The sequence below is a fragment of the Bathymodiolus japonicus methanotrophic gill symbiont genome (assembly GCF_019721995.1).
In the GTDB taxonomy this organism is placed as follows: Bacteria; Pseudomonadota; Gammaproteobacteria; order Methylococcales; family Methylomonadaceae; genus Methyloprofundus.
This window is the reverse complement of record NZ_BLYC01000001.1, coordinates 33,013-50,045: the sequence shown is the minus strand read 5'-3', so window position 1 is coordinate 50,045 and position 17,033 is coordinate 33,013. Positions and strand designations below refer to the sequence as shown.

Below are 17,033 nucleotides of genomic sequence, written 5' to 3'. Positions count from 1 at the left end.
AGCGCAACTAAATCTAGCACTATTGGGGAGTCGCTATTTTTGCGAAAGCTTGTTTTGGGCATCCCAGCCCAAGCAAGCAGCAAAAACTTAACGCGACCACTAATGCCTCCGGCGGCCCCGATTCGTCCTCGTCACCTCGTCCCGACCCAACAAGGGGTCGGAACATAGGCTCCAAATGACTTGACGCCGTGTCGGATGGCCTTTTATTTTGTCTCCACCTTCGCTAACGCTCAGACTCCGACAAAATAACGGCCCTACGGCTATCGCGGACTAAAAATCATCACTTCGCTTAGGCTCCGTTTCCCTGATTTTCAGCGACTGCGCACGCTAATTTTTAGAGTCGCTGCAATTGCAAAGGGTGCCAGCATTAAACTGAATATGAGTATCGCACCTAATAAAGCAAGATAACCTTGTATAGGCAAGCCCATGCTACCTGCGTGTACTGTACCCGCGCCAAAAATCAACACCGGAATATACAGCGGCAGTACCAATAAGGAGATTAAAACGCCCCCTTTGCGCAGCCCTACCGTCAGACCTGCTCCGATAGCTCCCATTAAGCTTAATGTAGGCGTGCCTAATATTAAACTCATTATTAAAGCAGGATAGCCTTGCTCAGGGAGAAAAAACATCATCGCGACTAAAGGCGAGATAACTGCCAGACAAAAGCCACTCACCAGCCAATGACTCAGCACTTTTGCCAGCACTAACACCAGTAAGGACTCTGGACTAACCAGCATTTGTTCTAAAGAGCCATCTTCATAATCGCCACGAAAAATACCATCGACCGATAATAAGCAGGCTAACAGAGCCGCCACCCAGATAACGCCTGGCGCTACTTCTGATAGAAATTCTGGGTCAGGGCTAATACCTAAGGGAAACAGCACAGCCACCATCAGAAAAAAAGCCAGTGGATTAATAATATCGTTACGATGGCGAAAAACCAGTAATAAATCACGCTTCAGCGCTGCAAAGAAAAAACTCACGCCACAGCAACCTGATCCAGATCTATCGGGCGGATAGTCTGCCCCGGAATTGTTAGATCATGATGCGTAGTTAAAATCACAGCCCCCCCCTCTTGAGTATGCCTGGCTATCAATGCTTCTTTTTCTTTCACACCTTTTTTATCCAGCGCAGTAAACGGCTCATCCAAAATCCATAATGGAGCGCTACTTAGATACAAGCGCGCCAGGCCGACTCGCCGCTGTTGCCCAGCGGATAAACTGTGGCAAGGCACATCTTCAAAACCAAATAACCCCACCTGCTTTAATGCCTCGGCAATGCTACATTTATTTAAACTATGATCCAGTTGCATCATCCAGCGCAAATTCTCTTCCGCTGTTAAAGAACCTTTAACGCCTGCCAAATGCCCGACATACAGCATAGCTTGATAATACTCTTCACGCACCTCATCAAGATCCGTGCCTTGCCAGTAGATCTCTCCAGTATAGGCATCGGATAAGCCACATAAAATGCGTAATAATGTGGTCTTGCCACTGCCATTCTGGCCAATAATTTGTACCACTTCTGCTGCATTGATTTGTAATGAGAAATTTGCAAACAAAACCCTTTCGTCTCGTTCACAAAACAAATTTTTCACTGCTAACATCTTGGGTAATAATTGAGTACTATGACGTCGTTAAACAAAAAAACAAGAACTTAATTCGGGGAAAAAACAGGTGAAAAGAATCCCTTCTCAAATCTATTCCTGAATATCAATAACAGCTTATTCAAACATTTTTAGACTGATTGTTCAATCTTATTCTTAGGTAACGCGCAATAAATAAGCTTCCCGTATTACGCAGGATTTTTATTGGTATTCAAGACGCAACGTCGAGCGCATAGCAGGCTATGTAACCGACGTTGCAACGAAGAAGACAAGTTATAAGGGTGGGTTATTTATTGCGAGTTGCCTAAGTTAGTCCAGCGCTATGTTCTATCATATTTATCTGCATAGCGAACAATATCGTCTTCACCCAAATAACTGCCCGACTGTACCTCAATAATTTCCAGTGGAATCACTCCTGGGTTTTCCAGGCTATGGATGACTCCCAGCGGAATATAAGTCGACTCATTTTCAGAGAGTAGCATGGTTTTCTCCCCTCGACTCACCAGCGCGGTTCCTTTAACCACCACCCAGTGCTCGGCACGATGATGATGTTTTTGCACCGATAACTTGGCACCTGGTTTGACCACGATACGCTTGGTTTTATGCCGCTCACCGTTATCTACCGAATCATAATGCCCCCAGGGACGATACACTTTTCGATGCAAGTCCGCTTCTGCACGCTGTTCACTTTTTAATCTGGCAACAATTTTCTTAACATCCTGCACTCTATCCTTTGGCGCAATCATAACCGCATCATCCGTTTCGATAATAATCATATTTTGCACACCAATTGCGGCGACTAGCTTGTTGCCCGAATGTATAAAAGAGTTCTGCGTATCCAGAGCGATCACATCACCGGTCAGAGCATTACCAAAGTCATCTTTTTCGCGCACTTCCCATAGTGCAGACCAGGAACCGACATCACTCCAGTCAGCATCTAGCGGAATAACTACCGCTTTATCCGTTTTTTCCATTACTGCATAATCTATCGAATCCGATGGGCACTGCATAAATGCATCTTTATTTAGGCGTACAAAATCAACATCTGTCTGCGCACCACTATAGGATAACCGACAGGCTGCTAACATTTCCGGCGAGAATTTTTCGAGTTCCTGCAAGTAGCGGCTTGCTTTAAAAGCAAACATACCGCTATTCCAGTAATATTCTCCGCTGTTAACATACGCTTGTGCAACATCTGCATCCGGCTTTTCTACAAATTCAGCCACCTTGAAGGCAACGCTAATTTTTTCCGCAGAGCGCTTGATATAACCGTAACCTGTTTCCGCAGCTGTCGGCACTATGCCAAAAGTAACCAGATAATCCTGTTCTGCCAGCTCCCCTGCTTTCACTACCGCCTGTTGAAATGCTGGGATATTGTCTATCACATGGTCTGCCGGTAGTACCAGCAAGATATCATCCGGATTTTTTTCCGACAGTGCAGCTAGAGCCACTGCAGGCGCAGTATTTCTTCCTGCCGGTTCAAGGATAATCGCTTCCGGCTTAGCATCAATTTCCCATAATTGCTCGGCCATCATAAACCGGTGTTCTTCATTGCAAATAGCAATCGGTGCTTGCAGCTTATCTATTCCATCTAGGCGTAATACGGTCTCCTGCACCATGGTCTTAGCTGAAACCAGCGGCAAAAACTGCTTTGGATAGACGCCTCGGGATAAAGGCCATAAACGCGTTCCCGACCCCCCAGAAAGTATGACTGGTATCATGGTGTTCCTTTTCTATTTTAAGTATTGTTTATTGAAAAAAAGATTAGTAAAGTGCTGAATCATTTCATTCCAGCCCGCTCTATGTATCATAGCAACACGGTCTTTACTAGCTGGCTAGTGTCCGTCATGCCCCTCAATCTCGTATTTACTAAATAAGGTGTACAGAGTAGGTCTTGTGACACCTAGTAACTTGGCGGCCTGTGAAATATTATTATCTGCATGGACTAACGCTCTTTTAATGGCAGTCGTCTCCGCCTGCTCTCGAACCTCTTTTAAATTTAATGGTAAGGAATCATCTAGTTCGCCCATACCCACTTGCATCGCTAAGTCATGCAAGCCAACATAATCTTCATCGGCCATCACTACAGCACGCTTAATTTTATCGGGGAGTCGCTATTTTTGCGAAAGCTTGTTTTGGGCATCCCAGCCCAAGCAAGCAGCAAAAACTTAACGCGACCACTTATGCCTCCGGCGGCCCCGATTCGTCCTCGTCACCTTGTCCCGACCCAACAAGGGGTCGGAACATAGGCTCCAAATGACTTGACGCCGTGTCGGATGGCCTTTTATTTTGTCTCCACCTTCGCTAACGCTCAGACTCCGACAAAACAACGGCCCTACGGCTATCGCGGACTAAAAATCTTCACTTCGCTAAAGCTCCGTTTCCAGGATTTTCAGCGTTTTCCAGCTGACGAATATTACCTGGCCAGTGATACGTCTCACAGGCGCGCCATGCTACCTCACGAAATTCCGGGACTCCTGTCGCCGTAATTCGTTCACCTACGCAGCGAATAGGAGATGCTCCAGCCGCCCTGCGTCCGCCACAGACTGAGCACAAAGCAGCTCAGTCATGGCTACCACAAATGGCTCTACGGCTATTCGGGATAAAATTTTAGCCTCCCTCGCGCGCTATCGCGCACTTCGGATTGGCAAATTTCCCTGCGCCTTCTGGAGACTATCAGCCCGTCCGGGGCTGACAGCGATCGCTTGCTCAGCCTCGGCGGTAAAGCCCTTGATCGACTTATTTTCGCGTTTACTATAACGTGATAACAACACCTTAGCGATGACAATGGCATCATCTCCACGCTCTCTTAATGGCGGGATATCAACCACCATCTCACTGACGCGATAAAACAAATCCTCTCTAAACCCACCGGCCTCAATCAAGGTTTGCATGTTTTGATGCGTTGCACAAATAATACGTACATCAACTGGGATTTCTCCCCGTCCACCTAGGCGCTCTACCACACGCTCCTGAATAAAACGCAGTAATTTGGCTTGCAGGGCAAAAGGTAAATCGCCAATTTCATCCAGAAAAAAGGTGCCGCCCTCAGCAAATTCAATCTTACCCTTAGTCTGTTTAACTGCCCCGGTGAACGCACCTTTTTCATAACCAAATAACTCGCTCTCTAGCAAACTTTCAGGAATCGCAGCACAATTAACCGCAACAAATGGCATGCCGGCTCGCGGGCTTAACTCATGTATCGCCCGTGCCAATACTTCTTTACCCGTACCACTCTCGCCTAACTGAAGTTTCCCAATTATTGAGTAGCTGAAATACACAATGCTGGTGTATCGAGGTTTATTTTAGGTGGTTTTGCCATGTTTATAGCAAACCCCTACTTAATTCCCCTTAGGCAATAGCATTTGAAACGAATGAAAAGACTGTTTTTTTCATATAGTTGTAGCATAGTTTCAATTTTACCATAAATAATTATTGGGAAACTTCAGTCGCCTAATAACAGCGTGGTAATATCGCTGGGGGCAATCCTCTCAATAGTTCTGGATAACTTTTGCATTGCATCACTGGCAGCAATAATACCGGACAGCGGTTCGTGCTTTTGCTGTAATTTTTGCGTTTTCCTGCTCCAGCTCGGCAAGCTGAAAGGCTCTGGATACAATCAAATTCAGAATATCTATATCGACCGGTTTTTGATAAAAATCATAAGCCCCCATAGCAATCGTTTTAATGGCATTTTCACGATCATCATTACCGGTGACAACAATCACTTTAGCCCTAGGCGCCAGCACAATAATTTCTTTTAACGTCGCCAAGCCTTCACTAGCATTTGCGGGATCGGGCGGCAAGCCCAGGTCCAGTGTTACTACCGCTGGATTATAGCGCCGCACCGCATCAATTTCTTCGGCTCTGTCACCTGCTATAACGACGTTATAAGCTTCAAAACTCCATTTAAACTGCTTCTGCAGACCGAGATCATCTTCGATAACTAATAATACTTTGTAACTACTCAGCGTAATTTAAACTCATAACAGATTGATTTAAAATAATAATTAATGTATCTCTCTGAATTTTAGTCCAATTTTCACCCCTTTTTAAAGGTGAAAATGACTAAAGTCAGGTTAAATTAAAATATATCCATTTGATTTTAAAGTTAAAAAACACGCTGAGTAGTTACAATACTTTTTCCATAATAAAACCCTATGCCGTCAGCAACGGATATTTAATACTAAAGACCGTTCCAACACCTACTTCACTCTGCACTGAAATTTCTCCTCGCTGGCTAATAATATATTCGCGTGCTTCATAAACACCAATCCCCATTCCTGCATTGCCTTTCGTGGTATCAAAAGGTTTAAATAACCGCTCGGCAATAAATTTCCCTGTCACACCACAGCCCGTATCTATAATTTGAATATATGCAAACTTCTGCTCACACCTTAAATGAATTTTAACAGATCCGTCATCCGCTGTGGCATCTTGCGCATTTTTCACCAGATGTCCTATTATGGCAGTTAGTCTTTGTTTATCCGCGTGCACAACACACTCTGTATATTCACTATCAAGCTTAACCGCTGGCTGGTTGCCCGCTTGTTGCAGTATTACATCAGATAAAATATCCAACAAATTTATTACTACATTATTTTTAGCATCTGAAGTTTCCCAATAATTATTTATGGTAAAATTGAAACTATGCTACAACTATATGAAAAAAATAGTCTTTTCATTCGTTTCAAATGCTATTGCCTAAGGGGAATTAAGTAGGGGTTTGCTATAAACATGGCAAAACCACCTAAAATAAACCTCGATACACCAGCATTGTGTATTTCAGCTACTCAATAATTGGGAAACTTCAGTTTAGCATGATCCTGACCTTTTTTCAGCTGGGTCAAGATACGCTCCATTTTTCGTACCACATTTTCCAGGGTATCAATCGCATCATTAATAAATTCCGGGTTGTGCTTATGATTTTCCGCATTTTTAACAATCCTGAATTCGTATAATAAGTGCATAACCCTCTGCAAGTATTGGCTAGACTAACACCTGTTGAATTAAGACAAGACATAGGTGTAAAGTAAACAGCTACCAAACAATTTACAGAGGCTACAAATGAGCTATACACACCTATGTCCTGAAGAAAGATATTATATAGAAATTGAATTAAAAAAGGGAACTTCACAGAATAAAATAGCAGAAGCCTTAGAACGAAGCCAAAGCAATATTTCACGCGAGATTAAACGCAATACAGGTCAAAGAGGCTACAGGCATAAACAAGCAGAAGATTTTGCCCAAGAACGACACAAAAACAAGCCTAAAGAGGTTAAATTAACGGATGAAATAAAAGGCATTGTTAATGTTCGCATTGAGGATGACTGGAGTCCTGAGCAGATTGCAGGGCGGTTAAAACAAGAAGGTATAATTAGTCTTCATCATGAAACAATCTACCAGCATATTCTGGCGGACAAAAAGGCAGGGGGTGAACTATACAAGCATCTTCGGCATCAGAACAAAACCTATCGCAAGCGGTATGGGTCAGCCCATAATAGGACAGGAATCCCTAATAGAGTCGATATAGATGAGCGTCCTGAAGAGGTCAACAACCGTAAGCGTATAGGTGGTTGGGAGGCAGATACAATCATTGGGAAAAATCACAAAGGGGCGATTGTAACGTTGGATGAGCGAGTCTCTAAATTACGGTTGGCCTTCCCTTTAGCGGGGAAAAAGGCTCAATATGTATTAGACGCAACTATTTTAATGCTTGATCCTATAAAAAGCTTTGTTAAAACAATTACTTTTGATAACGGGAAAGAGTTTACCCTGCATGAAAAAATAGCAGAAGCACTAGGCTGTGATACGTATTTTGCGACTCCCTACAGCTCTTGGGAAAGAGGGCAAAATGAGAACGCTAATGGCTTATTAAGACAGTATTTCCCTAAAGTAATGGAGTTGATTGATGTTACGATAAAAGAGGTTTTTATAGCCGTTGATAAGCTAAATAGTCGCCCTAAAAAGTGTCTCAATTACAAAACACCTTCGGGGAGTCGCTATTTTTGCGAAAGCTTGTTTTGGGCATCCCAGCCCAAGCAAGCAGCAAAAACTTAACGCGACCACTTATGCCTCCGGCGGCCCCGATTCGTCCTCGTCACCTCGTCCCGACCCAACAAGGGGTCGGAACATAGGCTCCAAATGACTTGACGCCGTGTCGGATGGCCTTTTATTTTGTCTCCACCTTCGCTAACGCTCAGACTCCGACAAAACAACGGCCCTACGGCTATCGCGGACTAAAAATCTTCACTTCGCTAAAGCTCCGTTTCCAGGATTTTCAGCGTATGAGGTATTTGAAGAGCTGACTGGGATAGATATGAAAAATTTATTGGGTTATGTACTTATGACTTGAATTCAGGAATCATCGAAACCTGAGCAACCAGGTTTTTTTAAAATCATGCACCAGAAAAGCCGAAAAACGACTATAGGCCTCAAACTGCCGTGAGCGCGTCAGGTCGTCGGTCACTTTGCTAAGTGTTAGCGCATTAGCCAGTTGCATCCCCACCGTTTTCAGCAAATCATGCTCTTCATAGTTAAGTGGTCGCCTGACCAGAGGCTGAGTCAAAACGACAAAGGCAATGACTTAATTTTGCTGCAACAATGGAATAATTAGCCAGATATGTTGATTCTCCATCCACTGAGTCAGACCCACTTCATCATATATTTCAGGGTTACTTTCAAATTCGCAACTATCGATCACCCACTGTTTTTCGTTTAAAAAACGGATGAACTGGTCTTCTTTACTAAAGCCTATGTCAGTGCTGAATCCTAGCGACTTTTCCTCTGCCAGGTAAAAGTAACCTTGTTCATTACACAGCCATAACCCCCCTCCCGCACAACCGACTAGATCACCCGGCGTGGTAATCACAAACTGAGACAAATCATCTAACGACTGCAAGCTAGCAATTTCTTTACTTAACTTAACTTAATCCATTCTTCGCGGTAATCATAGTTATCAGGCGCGCCATGCTACCTCACGAAATTCTGGGACTCCTGTCGCCATAATTCGTTCACCTACGCAGCGGATGGGAGATGCCCTGAACGCCCTGCGTCCGCAACGACTACGCACAAAAGCCGCTTCGTCATTACTACCTCACTGGCTGGACGGCTATTCGGAATGCAATTCTTGCTCCTCTCGCGTGCTGCTAGCACACGTCGAATCAGCAAATTGCCCTGTCGCCTATCAGGGACTAAAAATCAACACTTCGCTAAGCTCCGTTTCCATGATTTTCAGCGATTGAAAAAAGTTTTTATTGAAATATACTTTGATATAGGCTCGCATCTTTCCTGATGCAAAGATAATCAAAAGAAAAACGTAACTACTCAGCGTGTTTTTTAACTTTAAAATCAAATGGATATATTTTGATTTAACCTGACTTTAGTCATTTTCACCTTTAAAAAGGGGTGAAAATTGGACTAAAATTCAGAGAGATACATTAATTATTATTTTAAATCAATCTGTTATGAGTTTAAATTACGCTGAGTAGTTACAGAAAAACAACGGCAAGAAACACAAAAAACGTCTGCAACACCCCACCCCAGGTGCCACCAAAATTTTTAATATAAAAGCCTGCCAGCGACATTAGCACCATATACAGGCCTGCGCCAAATAGTACGGTAGTATGTACAACCACAGTTCGGGAAACCGTTACTTTGTTCGCGTCATCCTGTAGGCGGCTAAATGATATCGCTAATAATGGTACGCATAACGCATTCACTAATCCACGTGAATCCCAGAGTAAAAAATCCAGTTGACCAAATAATAAGGACTTACTGTAAATAATAAAGTCGAAACCAAACATGGCAGCCAAACCCAGGCACATATACTTTATTGCCCGGCGCCGCTCTTTATCGACACCACGATACAATTGCTCTACTAGCATCAAGCCAATCACTGCAAAGCTTAAATGTGCAAGCAGGCGTATATCCTGGCCGAGGTAATGCTTGCTAAAATCTAGCACCTGAGGTGACAACTCAGCGACAAAGATAAAGGCCAGCCAGGCAAATAACAAGAGTGCAGGCCGGGATTTTCTTAAAAAAGCATACTTCCCGCCATATAATTGCTTTGAAATAACCACATTCAGAAACAATAACCAAGCGGCACTGCGCAGGGTTTCTAATGCCAAAGTATCAGCAAGATAAAGCGAGGGCTGGCTTAAAGTATAGACAACATAAACCATCCACAGCACTGAGACAACAATGGCAAAAATAAATTGCGTAACAAATGGATTTCTATCGATCCGTTTAATAGCAACAGGCAAGACCAGTACAAAAGCAATCAGTCCCGTTAAATAACTATAAAATGCAAAATCTTCCATACCCCTCTACCCAGTCTCATACAGCTCTGCTTCACCACCGTATTTATGTGAAGTATATTATAATGAACTTCACGCATAAACTAATGCAAACAATTCATCATGGCACTGACAGAGAAGCAGAAACAAAAAAAAGCAAAAAACAAAAAACAAAAACGCAGTACACAGACCAAATCCAATTCTGCACAATTATTATTAGACAAGATCAGCCCGCATCTGGAAAACCCTTTTTATGAATGCCTGATGCCTAATAATTTATTCGAAGCGGGCATTGGTAATATACTGGTTACACGCATCTCGGATAAGGGTGAAGTGGCTGTAGCCTCGTTTATCGTTGATGTGTATTGTCTAGGCGTTAAAAAAGTCCTGTTTAAAACCATGCTTCTACCTGAATACGAAAAAGTCTTTAAACCCGGCATTCTTGAATCACATGGTAACTATCCCTTTGCCAAATTAAAACCTGCATGTGCGCTAAAGCTGATCACCGGAGCAGTTGAATACGCCAAAGACCTGGGCTTTAACAGCCATAAGGATTATCACAGTTTAAAGAGCTTTTTTGGCGAGCAAAAACTGGGGTTCTGCTGGTCACGCTATCGCTATGGCAAAGATAAAATGCCGTCCTATATCAAAGGCCCAAATGAATCAACTAGTGACGCAAACAAGATCATAGTCACGCTGGAAAAATCTTGTGGTGCGGGTAACTTTCATTTTCATTTATAACCAACTCTACTCAGAGCGTAGGAAAAGCACAGCGCATTCCGTCATTTCTCAGGGATATTAAAACATCGAGCTCTATCTTGCCTGATGCTGCTGCGTATTCCTGGCTACGTACTACACTTCATCGCGGATAAACGCCCATTGTTTTGCATCAGACATCTCTTCAGCATATCGATACCCTGCTCTATTAAAGCTCTTAAGCTGTTCAGCTCGGGTGATTTTATGTTTGATGGCATAATTAACCATCATCCCTCGGGCTTTCTTGGCATAAAAACTGATAATCTTATATTGCCCGTTTTTAAAGTCCTTAAAAACGGGCGTAATAATGGAGCCATCTATTAACTGCGGTTTAACTGCCTTAAAGTATTCATTGGAAGCAAGGTTCACTAACTCCCGGGGTTCATCGCCTGGCATATCTGCTTTAATCAGTGCAGAAATTTTATCACCCCAGAAAGCATACAAGTTCGACCCCCGCTCATTATCTAGCTTAGTTCCCATTTCCAGGCGATAGGCCTGTATGACATCCAAAGGGCGTAGTAAGCCATATAAGCCGGATAAGATACGTAAATGTTGCTGGGCAAAGGTGATGTCATCGACAGTTAAGGACTTTGCATCCAGGCCTTGATAAACATCGCCCTTAAAAGCAAATAAAGCGGGGCATTCGGCCTTTGAACCAGATGCCACCCAATCCTGAAAGCGCTGGTAATTCAGTTCTGACAATTTTTCACTAATGCCCATCAGCTTCTTGATTTCCTCTGTACTCAAGCTTTGCATGTGATCAATCAATTGCTGACTATCACCTAAAAGTCGGGGCTGAGTAACATTTAGCGCTGGAAAGTCTGCCTGCATATCCAGTGATTTTGCAGGGGAAATAAGCATCAACATCAATAACTCCTTGAAAGCCTTATATGTTGTTTAATCAATAGGCATAAAAAAAGGCTCATACCCACAAGGTGGATATGAACCTTTTAAAGAACACAGCAAATGCTGCAATCCTTTAGCTATTTAACAGCTTCAGCAATTTTGTTGAACGCTTCAACTTTTTCTTTTCCTGTTTTAACCAGGTCCATACCGGTTTCCATAATCATGCTAACCAGCCCAGGTGTTTCATAAATCATTTTACCCATATAAGCAACAATGGGCAGCCCAATCAATGCACCGATAAAGCTATTAATGCCCACTACGCTTAATAATTTACTAATCATGACTAAGGCATCTAAAGGGATAAAAACCATTGCCGAAAAATAAACAATAACAACAAAGGTAAAAACAACAAAAACAACAAACTGGATAAGTCTGATCAAGGCAATATTAATTTTTTTCATTTGGGCATCAACTTCCTAAGAATAACTCCAGGCGTACTTACAATAGGGCACACGAAGAGAGTTTTAAAATTATTCGTAAATTATACCTTAAACGCATTTATGCAGGATAATCTTTTCTGAGAAAAAAGTGAAATAGTAAAAAACCAGCAACAAACCCACCTAAATGAGCCCATAATGCTACATCTGACACACCCTCATAAAACATGACTGCAGTACTGGCTTTAGCCATCTGAAAAATAACCCAAAGACCGATAAAAGCAATGGCCGGAACTTCTATAAAAATCGGCAACAACAAAATAGGGATCCAGAGAATAATTCTTGCATAAGGGTAGAGAAAAAAATATGCACCTAATACGCCAGCAATAGCACCAGAAGCCCCCACAACAGGCATTACCAATTCTGGTGTATGTAGCCATTGCACTGCGGTCGCAATAAAACCACAGAGCAGATAAAAAATGATAAATCGCCCATGCCCCATCCGGTCTTCGACATTATCAGCAAAAATCCACAGAAACCACATGTTCATAATCAGGTGCAACCAGCCTCCGTGCAAAAATAGATTGGTCACAAAAGATAAATAATAATCAATAGGGTAACCCATTGCGACTGCCCATTCGGGATTGGTATATCGGGCGGGCACCATGCCATAAATATAAATAATATAATGATGCAGCTTGTCGGGAGACGCTTGCAAGAATAAAAATAGGCTAATGCAGATAAACATTAATGCCCAGGTAACATAAGGCCGAGTATAACAAGGTGCCGTGTCTCTAATTGGTATCATATATTATGAAGGTAAAATTAGCAGTGGATTAATTAGTAAAAAAATACTGTACCATGATAGCCAGATAATTTGTTATTCTCTAGTCTGGCCTCAAACAACCTAAGCAAAAACCAAACCATGTCATTACGCAACGTCATAATCATTATTTCCCTATACAACTCTGTTTGCAATGCGGACATTGTTGTTATCAGTCATTTTTCCAACTCGACCTTAAATGACTGGCAGCAAAAATCATTTAAAGATTACACACAATATCAACTAATTAGTCTAAGCGGACAGCCCGTTCTGCAGGCTAAAAGCACGGCAACCGCATCAAGCCTGTATAAAGAAGTACATGTGGATTTGCTGAAAACGCCTTATCTGAACTGGTCCTGGCGCATAGAGAAAAAACTGCCTATAAGTAATGAGCAAAGCAAACAAGGGGATGATTTTACTGCAAGAATCTACCTGATTCTTAAAGGCAAGTGGTTTTTCTGGCAAACCAAGGCAATCAATTATGTCTGGGCCAATCATAGCCCTATCAATTCAGCCTGGGAAAACCCCTTTGCCGGGGCTAACGTGATGATGATTGCAGTGCGCAGTAAAAACGACCAGACACAACAGTGGTACACAGAAAAACGCAATGTACTAGCCGACTTTAAAACTTACTTTGGTGACATCAGTGTTCCCATTGAAAGAAGAAGTACCTAAACAAAGCAGCCTATAACCTACCTGAAGGTAGCACCACTCGAATATTTCCATCTTTTTGATTTTAATCACTTATAACAGCAAATAGATACTCTGTAGGCACCGTAAAAAAACAACAAATAATTTCAAATAAAGCTTGCAATTGCCGAAAGAATTTTTCTAAAAATTTCCGTTTTAATCACCTCATAAACGGATATCACCCATGCTTAAAGACCTACCACTCTCTGAACATATTCACCAACACTGCAATGAAAGTATGGAACGTGCCCTGTTAGCAGAGCGTCATCCTTTGTGGGCTCGTTCATGCCCAGACAGGCGCGCCATGCCACCTCACGAAATTCCGGGACTCCTGTCGCCATAATTCGTTCACCTACGCAGCGGATGGGAGATGCCCTGAACGCCCTGCGTCCGCAACGACTACGCACAAAAGCCGCTTCGTCATTACTACCTCACTGGCTGGACGGCTATTCGGAATGCAATTCTTGCTCCTCTCGCGTGCTGCTAGCACACGTCGAATCAGCGAATTGCCCTGTCGCCTATCAGGGACTAAAAATCACCACTTCGCTAAGCTACGTTTCCATGATTTTCAGCGACAGGCTCAAAAACGAGATCGTTTTGTGAATCCATTATTTTTCCAGGCAAGAATATCTCGTATCAGCTCGTATACCATTCGGGCAGTTCAAAACGCAATAATAACAGGAATGTCTTTACAGTGCTTTATGAGCTCTCTTGTGGCGAAGTTAGTTTCACGGCCTCAATTGATAGGGGAACACTGATGTTTGGTGAAGATATTGCTTATATAGATGGCATTGCGATTATGACTGATACCGATAATGCTGGGGGAAATGCGCTAAGCTACTATGTCGATATTTATTTCAGCGAGAAATAAATACGCAGAAGCTCACTCATAAAATCGTTGCATTCGCTATACGCCAGGCAAAAAAAAGCCCCAGATAAACCAGGGCTTTTTCTAACATTGTAAAATCGTAATGATTAAACTTTGTTTGCAGCAAATGGATGCTCTGCAGTTGCTTTTTGAGCAACAACTTCAACTGCAGTAGGTGTTCCAGCTACTGCATTTTTGATAGATGCTTTAACAGCATCGTAGTTGTTTTTCTCAATAGCAGTATCATCTTCAGCTAACCAGTGAATAAATACACCAACAGAGATGAATAGATCATCAGCTTCATCAGCCGGGATAGTTCCATCTTCAACACAATCAGCAACAGCCATTGCAACACCACGTTGTGCAGGGCCAAACATTTGAACTGCTTGCTTAGAACCTTTGATTGTTACTTTGTTGAACATTACAGTTGCAGGCTTAACCATTAGGTTAGGAGCAACAACAGCTAACAGGCTAGAGAAGCCATCTTTGTTGTTTGTTAAGCAGTTTGCGAAAGCAGACTCTGCAGCTGAACCACGAGGCCCAATCATTAAGTCAATGTGTGCAACTTCGTTTCCGTCACCGTTTAAAGATTCGCCTACGCGTAAGTTGTTAATTTTAGCCATGCTACTATTATCCTCAGAAAAAAGAAAAAAACTATATTTTATAATTGACCTAAGCCAATTACCTCAAAACCACGATTTATGGAAAACATTATTGTCATCCAGAGCAACCTATTTATTACAGAATAAATGCTCTAGCTTTACAGCCAGAACGGTGACGACTGTAAAGTCAGCTGCAGTCCCCGGATTAATTCCAGCAGACTTAAACTCTATATCTGTCTCAAATAAAAAGTCCATAAGCTTCTCAGGCCTATCTGCACTGGATAACTTTTCGTCAACCAAAGCCATCTTATCCATCACTTTCCGTGTGTAAAGATCGCCGTATTTTCGTTCGATATGACTATCTGGATATTTAGCCAGCATCGCTGCATAAACTGCAACAGCCGACCACTCATCATCACCCCACCGATTGAAAAATGCATTATACCTTAAAACCAGAAAATCGAAAACATCTTTATAATTTGTTATAAATTGCAATGCTATTCGGTCTCTACCGCTGGCTATTTGCATGGCCTGAGTCAAAGTTACATCAGGCTTTTCAGCAACATCCTGCTGATCTGATTTGCCTAGGCCTCCAGGTGCAGCCAATGCAATTGCCCGAAACACCCATTCTGCATCTTCAATACTGGTATTAGCTAACAAATCCGCCAGATTTTCCCTGAGTTCATTGCTGCTTGTAACGCTTTGTGCAGCTAATAGCAAAGGTGCAGATAATAAAATAATACCTAAATTAGTATTGCACCCCACTGCATCCCGAGTCGCTTTAACCGCGTAGTAAATCCGCTCACCAAGACTATAGTCACTATTTGTTATCGGCGCGGAACTTTGCCTGGCACTAAGCCAGAAGTCCTCAACCGTCATATCATGCCCATCCGCATAAACACTGACATTCCCCGGTTTAAATGCGCGCAACTCTATTTCACAGGCATATTCATAGGCTGATTTTAATTGCTGCTGAGTCAACATACCGCATCCATTTTTGCCGGTGTAGCAGAACAGTAGCTTAATAAATCATCGACCAGAATTTTAGCCACCTGCACCTCACAAACACTTTCCAGCCCCTTCCATGCCGGAATACTATTCACCTCAATCACCTGATAATCTCCGTCCTGAGTGCAAATTATATCGACACCGGCATAATTTATATTCAGCGCCCGAGTTGCCTTAACCGCAATATCAGCCATCTTACGATCAATCTGCACCGCTTCACACCGCGCGCCTCGAGCAACATTATTTAACCAGTGAATACCCCGCCGCCGCATACCGGCAATCACCTTTCCCTGCACAACAAATACACGCCAGTCAGAATACCCCTCACCTGCTGATTGCACAAACTGCTGCAAATAATAAGCCCCATGACTATGAGTCAACCAGAATAAATCGCTCAGCTTTTCTATACGTCGTATGCCTTCTCCCTGCGAGCCAAACAAAGGCTTGCTGATTAACTGTTGCCCAGCCTGCAATTGCGCTTCGGCAATTACTAAAGCCTGCTGCCTATCCCTTAGTACCCAGGTTTGCGGCGTGGGAATGGCATGTTGATGCAATAAAAAGCTGGTCATGCCTTTATCAACACTGCGCTCTATGGCATGACCATCATTATAAACAGGGATATCCATTAACTTCAGCGCATGTAGTATATCCAGATACAAGACCACTTCTTCCAGCGAGCCGCCCGGCACACCACGGACAAACACCGCATCAGGCATCGCTCCTGTAAAGCCCGGAATATACAGAGGCAACAGCCCCCCCTGCAACTGTATGCGACATTCAGTTAAAGAGACATAGTCTGCGCTATACCCACGTGCTGCAAAAGCCAGGCGTAATTGCTTACCATGCCAGCCAGGGTCATCAGTAAATATTGCTATTCGTCCCACAATAAATTTAAAACCTGTAAAATACTAAAAAAAATATTATACCGTTAAAAAATCATAAACTGAGCATTCATGTAACTCAACGGTGTATATATTTGTTTTCACCATGAAGTCAATGAACAAGAGATTTTTATACAGCAATCACTTAAAATCATGCATCAAAAACCTTTGTGGCAAACAATCACGACATACACTGAATCAGCGTCCGAACGGCCTTGC

At 42.8% G+C, this 17,033-nt stretch carries 28 protein-coding genes and 1 pseudogene; 13 read left to right on the top strand and 16 right to left on the bottom strand.

Annotated features, from left to right (window positions below):
* Positions 1-39: 39 nt before the first annotated feature.
* Positions 40-168, top strand: coding sequence for a hypothetical protein (locus K6984_RS32005; RefSeq protein WP_263458596.1), 129 nt, complete (start codon positions 40-42; stop codon positions 166-168).
* 143 nt (positions 169-311) lie between these two features.
* Here K6984_RS32005 and ccmB read toward each other — a convergent pair whose 3' ends face one another.
* From ccmB to K6984_RS00300, 4 genes are all read right to left on the bottom strand, one after another.
* Complete coding sequence (gene ccmB / locus K6984_RS00315) at positions 312-983, bottom strand: heme exporter protein CcmB (RefSeq protein ID WP_230987780.1); 672 nt, start codon at positions 981-983, stop codon at positions 312-314.
* Positions 980-1,606, bottom strand: coding sequence for a cytochrome c biogenesis heme-transporting ATPase CcmA (ccmA, locus tag K6984_RS00310; RefSeq protein ID WP_221893660.1), 627 nt, complete (start codon positions 1,604-1,606; stop codon positions 980-982). The genes ccmB and ccmA overlap by 4 nt, the downstream gene beginning before the upstream one ends.
* Before the next feature lie 320 nt (positions 1,607-1,926).
* Complete coding sequence (locus K6984_RS00305; protein ID WP_221893659.1) at positions 1,927-3,327, bottom strand: mannose-1-phosphate guanylyltransferase/mannose-6-phosphate isomerase; 1,401 nt, start codon at positions 3,325-3,327, stop codon at positions 1,927-1,929.
* Positions 3,328-3,441: 114 nt separating this feature from the next.
* Positions 3,442-3,687, bottom strand: a complete 246-nt coding sequence (locus tag K6984_RS00300; RefSeq protein ID WP_221893658.1) for a helix-turn-helix domain-containing protein — start codon at positions 3,685-3,687, stop codon at positions 3,442-3,444.
* A gap of 39 nt (positions 3,688-3,726) precedes the next feature.
* On the opposite strand from K6984_RS00300, the gene K6984_RS32000 reads away from it, so the two are divergent.
* The 3 genes from K6984_RS32000 (at position 3,727) to K6984_RS00290 (ending at position 4,366) form a co-directional block, all read left to right on the top strand.
* Entirely contained in the window at positions 3,727-3,855 is a 129-nt protein-coding gene (locus tag K6984_RS32000; RefSeq protein WP_263458596.1) for a hypothetical protein, read from the top strand.
* Between the two features lie 27 nt (positions 3,856-3,882).
* On the top strand, positions 3,883-4,095 hold the full coding sequence (locus K6984_RS00295; protein WP_221893657.1) for a hypothetical protein: 213 nt from the start codon (positions 3,883-3,885) through the stop codon (positions 4,093-4,095).
* A 79-nt stretch (positions 4,096-4,174) separates the two neighbouring features.
* Positions 4,175-4,366 carry a hypothetical protein gene (locus K6984_RS00290; protein ID WP_221893656.1) on the top strand — a complete coding sequence of 64 codons (192 nt, stop codon included), beginning with the start codon at positions 4,175-4,177 and terminating at the stop codon, positions 4,364-4,366.
* Here K6984_RS00290 and K6984_RS00285 read toward each other — a convergent pair.
* The 3 genes and pseudogenes from K6984_RS00285 to K6984_RS00275 all read right to left on the bottom strand — a co-directional run.
* A pseudogene (locus tag K6984_RS00285) lies at positions 4,294-4,857 on the bottom strand (sigma 54-interacting transcriptional regulator); the annotation flags it as partial. The gene K6984_RS00290 and the pseudogene K6984_RS00285 sit on opposite strands and share 73 nt — an antisense overlap.
* Positions 4,858-5,127: 270 nt before the next feature.
* Positions 5,128-5,532: a response regulator gene (locus tag K6984_RS00280; protein ID WP_338024427.1), complete on the bottom strand. Its 405-nt coding sequence runs from the start codon at positions 5,530-5,532 to the stop codon at positions 5,128-5,130.
* A gap of 232 nt (positions 5,533-5,764) precedes the next feature.
* Complete coding sequence (locus K6984_RS00275; RefSeq protein WP_221893655.1) at positions 5,765-6,190, bottom strand: ATP-binding protein; 426 nt, start codon at positions 6,188-6,190, stop codon at positions 5,765-5,767.
* A gap of 483 nt (positions 6,191-6,673) precedes the next feature.
* Here K6984_RS00275 and K6984_RS00270 point away from each other — a divergent pair, with 483 nt between their 5' ends.
* From K6984_RS00270 to K6984_RS00265, 3 genes are read left to right on the top strand one after another with little or no spacing between them, the layout of a single operon-like run.
* Positions 6,674-7,666 (top strand): IS30 family transposase, encoded by a 993-nt coding sequence (locus tag K6984_RS00270; protein ID WP_230987779.1) that lies wholly within the window; start codon positions 6,674-6,676, stop codon positions 7,664-7,666.
* Entirely contained in the window at positions 7,615-7,743 is a 129-nt protein-coding gene (locus tag K6984_RS31995) for a hypothetical protein (protein WP_263458596.1), read from the top strand. The genes K6984_RS00270 and K6984_RS31995 overlap by 52 nt, the downstream gene beginning before the upstream one ends.
* A 27-nt stretch (positions 7,744-7,770) precedes the next feature.
* On the top strand, positions 7,771-7,914 hold the full coding sequence (locus K6984_RS00265) for a hypothetical protein (RefSeq protein WP_221893654.1): 144 nt from the start codon (positions 7,771-7,773) through the stop codon (positions 7,912-7,914).
* A 278-nt stretch (positions 7,915-8,192) separates the two neighbouring features.
* Here K6984_RS00265 and K6984_RS00260 read toward each other — a convergent pair whose 3' ends face one another.
* A complete protein-coding gene (locus K6984_RS00260) occupies positions 8,193-8,477 on the bottom strand; it encodes a hypothetical protein (RefSeq protein WP_221893653.1) in 285 nt (94 codons plus the stop codon).
* A gap of 157 nt (positions 8,478-8,634) precedes the next feature.
* Between K6984_RS00260 and K6984_RS00255 the strand changes: the two genes are divergently transcribed.
* The gene (locus K6984_RS00255; protein WP_221893652.1) at positions 8,635-8,850 is read left to right on the top strand and encodes a hypothetical protein; all 216 of its coding nucleotides are present in this window, start codon (positions 8,635-8,637) and stop codon (positions 8,848-8,850) included.
* 246 nt (positions 8,851-9,096) lie between these two features.
* Here K6984_RS00255 and K6984_RS00250 read toward each other — a convergent pair whose 3' ends face one another.
* On the bottom strand, positions 9,097-9,927 hold the full coding sequence (locus K6984_RS00250) for a hypothetical protein (RefSeq protein ID WP_221893651.1): 831 nt from the start codon (positions 9,925-9,927) through the stop codon (positions 9,097-9,099).
* Between the two features lie 99 nt (positions 9,928-10,026).
* Here K6984_RS00250 and K6984_RS00245 point away from each other — a divergent pair, with 99 nt between their 5' ends.
* The gene (locus K6984_RS00245) at positions 10,027-10,644 is read left to right on the top strand and encodes a hypothetical protein (RefSeq protein WP_221893650.1); all 618 of its coding nucleotides are present in this window, start codon (positions 10,027-10,029) and stop codon (positions 10,642-10,644) included.
* A 111-nt stretch (positions 10,645-10,755) separates the two neighbouring features.
* Here the strand turns inward: K6984_RS00245 and yaaA are convergent, their stop codons facing one another.
* The 3 genes from yaaA to K6984_RS00230 form a co-directional block, all read right to left on the bottom strand.
* Complete coding sequence (yaaA, locus tag K6984_RS00240; RefSeq protein ID WP_221893649.1) at positions 10,756-11,526, bottom strand: peroxide stress protein YaaA; 771 nt, start codon at positions 11,524-11,526, stop codon at positions 10,756-10,758.
* 116 nt (positions 11,527-11,642) lie between these two features.
* A complete protein-coding gene (locus K6984_RS00235) occupies positions 11,643-11,966 on the bottom strand; it encodes a hypothetical protein (protein WP_221893648.1) in 324 nt (107 codons plus the stop codon).
* A gap of 97 nt (positions 11,967-12,063) precedes the next feature.
* Entirely contained in the window at positions 12,064-12,660 is a 597-nt protein-coding gene (locus K6984_RS00230) for a rhomboid family intramembrane serine protease (protein ID WP_338024416.1), read from the bottom strand.
* A 159-nt stretch (positions 12,661-12,819) separates the two neighbouring features.
* Here K6984_RS00230 and K6984_RS00225 point away from each other — a divergent pair, with 159 nt between their 5' ends.
* Positions 12,820-13,440: a DUF3047 domain-containing protein gene (locus K6984_RS00225; protein ID WP_221893646.1), complete on the top strand. Its 621-nt coding sequence runs from the start codon at positions 12,820-12,822 to the stop codon at positions 13,438-13,440.
* Between the two features lie 203 nt (positions 13,441-13,643).
* Here the strand turns inward: K6984_RS00225 and K6984_RS00220 are convergent, their stop codons facing one another.
* Positions 13,644-13,862 (bottom strand): hypothetical protein, encoded by a 219-nt coding sequence (locus K6984_RS00220; protein WP_221893645.1) that lies wholly within the window; start codon positions 13,860-13,862, stop codon positions 13,644-13,646.
* Here K6984_RS00220 and K6984_RS00215 point away from each other — a divergent pair.
* From K6984_RS00215 to K6984_RS00205, 3 genes are read left to right on the top strand one after another with little or no spacing between them, the layout of a single operon-like run.
* The gene (locus tag K6984_RS00215) at positions 13,819-14,058 is read left to right on the top strand and encodes a hypothetical protein (RefSeq protein WP_221893644.1); all 240 of its coding nucleotides are present in this window, start codon (positions 13,819-13,821) and stop codon (positions 14,056-14,058) included. The genes K6984_RS00220 and K6984_RS00215 overlap by 44 nt on opposite strands.
* Positions 13,962-14,213, top strand: coding sequence for a hypothetical protein (locus tag K6984_RS00210; protein ID WP_221893643.1), 252 nt, complete (start codon positions 13,962-13,964; stop codon positions 14,211-14,213). Before K6984_RS00215 ends, K6984_RS00210 begins: the two co-directional genes overlap by 97 nt.
* Entirely contained in the window at positions 14,213-14,326 is a 114-nt protein-coding gene (locus tag K6984_RS00205) for a DUF3047 domain-containing protein (protein ID WP_221893642.1), read from the top strand. The genes K6984_RS00210 and K6984_RS00205 overlap by 1 nt, the downstream gene beginning before the upstream one ends.
* Before the next feature lie 104 nt (positions 14,327-14,430).
* On the opposite strand, the gene fae is transcribed toward K6984_RS00205, so the two are convergent.
* The 3 genes from fae to K6984_RS00190 form a co-directional block, all read right to left on the bottom strand.
* Complete coding sequence (gene fae / locus K6984_RS00200; protein WP_221893641.1) at positions 14,431-14,946, bottom strand: formaldehyde-activating enzyme; 516 nt, start codon at positions 14,944-14,946, stop codon at positions 14,431-14,433.
* A gap of 108 nt (positions 14,947-15,054) precedes the next feature.
* The gene (locus K6984_RS00195) at positions 15,055-15,909 is read right to left on the bottom strand and encodes a triphosphoribosyl-dephospho-CoA synthase (protein ID WP_221893640.1); all 855 of its coding nucleotides are present in this window, start codon (positions 15,907-15,909) and stop codon (positions 15,055-15,057) included.
* Positions 15,903-16,817: an ATP-grasp domain-containing protein gene (locus K6984_RS00190; RefSeq protein WP_221893639.1), complete on the bottom strand. Its 915-nt coding sequence runs from the start codon at positions 16,815-16,817 to the stop codon at positions 15,903-15,905. Before K6984_RS00190 ends, K6984_RS00195 begins: the two co-directional genes overlap by 7 nt.
* Between the last annotated feature and the right edge of the window lie 216 nt (positions 16,818-17,033).

What these genes read in the sequence shown, in the direction of transcription:
- ccmA (WP_221893660.1), bottom strand. Translation starts at nt 1,606, where the DNA reads ATGTTAGCAGTGAAAAATTTGTTTTGTGAACGAGACGAAAGGGTTTTG.
- K6984_RS00305 (WP_221893659.1), bottom strand. Translation starts at nt 3,327, where the DNA reads ATGATACCAGTCATACTTTCTGGGGGGTCGGGAACGCGTTTATGGCCT.
- K6984_RS00300 (WP_221893658.1), bottom strand. Translation starts at nt 3,687, where the DNA reads ATGGCCGATGAAGATTATGTTGGCTTGCATGACTTAGCGATGCAAGTG.
- K6984_RS00295 (WP_221893657.1), top strand. Translation starts at nt 3,883, where the DNA reads ATGGCCTTTTATTTTGTCTCCACCTTCGCTAACGCTCAGACTCCGACA.
- K6984_RS00290 (WP_221893656.1), top strand. Translation starts at nt 4,175, where the DNA reads ATGGCTACCACAAATGGCTCTACGGCTATTCGGGATAAAATTTTAGCC.
- K6984_RS00270 (WP_230987779.1), top strand. Translation starts at nt 6,674, where the DNA reads ATGAGCTATACACACCTATGTCCTGAAGAAAGATATTATATAGAAATT.
- K6984_RS00265 (WP_221893654.1), top strand. Translation starts at nt 7,771, where the DNA reads ATGGCCTTTTATTTTGTCTCCACCTTCGCTAACGCTCAGACTCCGACA.
- K6984_RS00255 (WP_221893652.1), top strand. Translation starts at nt 8,635, where the DNA reads ATGGGAGATGCCCTGAACGCCCTGCGTCCGCAACGACTACGCACAAAA.
- K6984_RS00250 (WP_221893651.1), bottom strand. Translation starts at nt 9,927, where the DNA reads ATGGAAGATTTTGCATTTTATAGTTATTTAACGGGACTGATTGCTTTT.
- K6984_RS00245 (WP_221893650.1), top strand. Translation starts at nt 10,027, where the DNA reads ATGGCACTGACAGAGAAGCAGAAACAAAAAAAAGCAAAAAACAAAAAA.
- yaaA (WP_221893649.1), bottom strand. Translation starts at nt 11,526, where the DNA reads ATGTTGATGCTTATTTCCCCTGCAAAATCACTGGATATGCAGGCAGAC.
- K6984_RS00235 (WP_221893648.1), bottom strand. Translation starts at nt 11,966, where the DNA reads ATGAAAAAAATTAATATTGCCTTGATCAGACTTATCCAGTTTGTTGTT.
- K6984_RS00215 (WP_221893644.1), top strand. Translation starts at nt 13,819, where the DNA reads ATGGGAGATGCCCTGAACGCCCTGCGTCCGCAACGACTACGCACAAAA.
- K6984_RS00205 (WP_221893642.1), top strand. Translation starts at nt 14,213, where the DNA reads ATGTTTGGTGAAGATATTGCTTATATAGATGGCATTGCGATTATGACT.
- fae (WP_221893641.1), bottom strand. Translation starts at nt 14,946, where the DNA reads ATGGCTAAAATTAACAACTTACGCGTAGGCGAATCTTTAAACGGTGAC.
- K6984_RS00195 (WP_221893640.1), bottom strand. Translation starts at nt 15,909, where the DNA reads ATGTTGACTCAGCAGCAATTAAAATCAGCCTATGAATATGCCTGTGAA.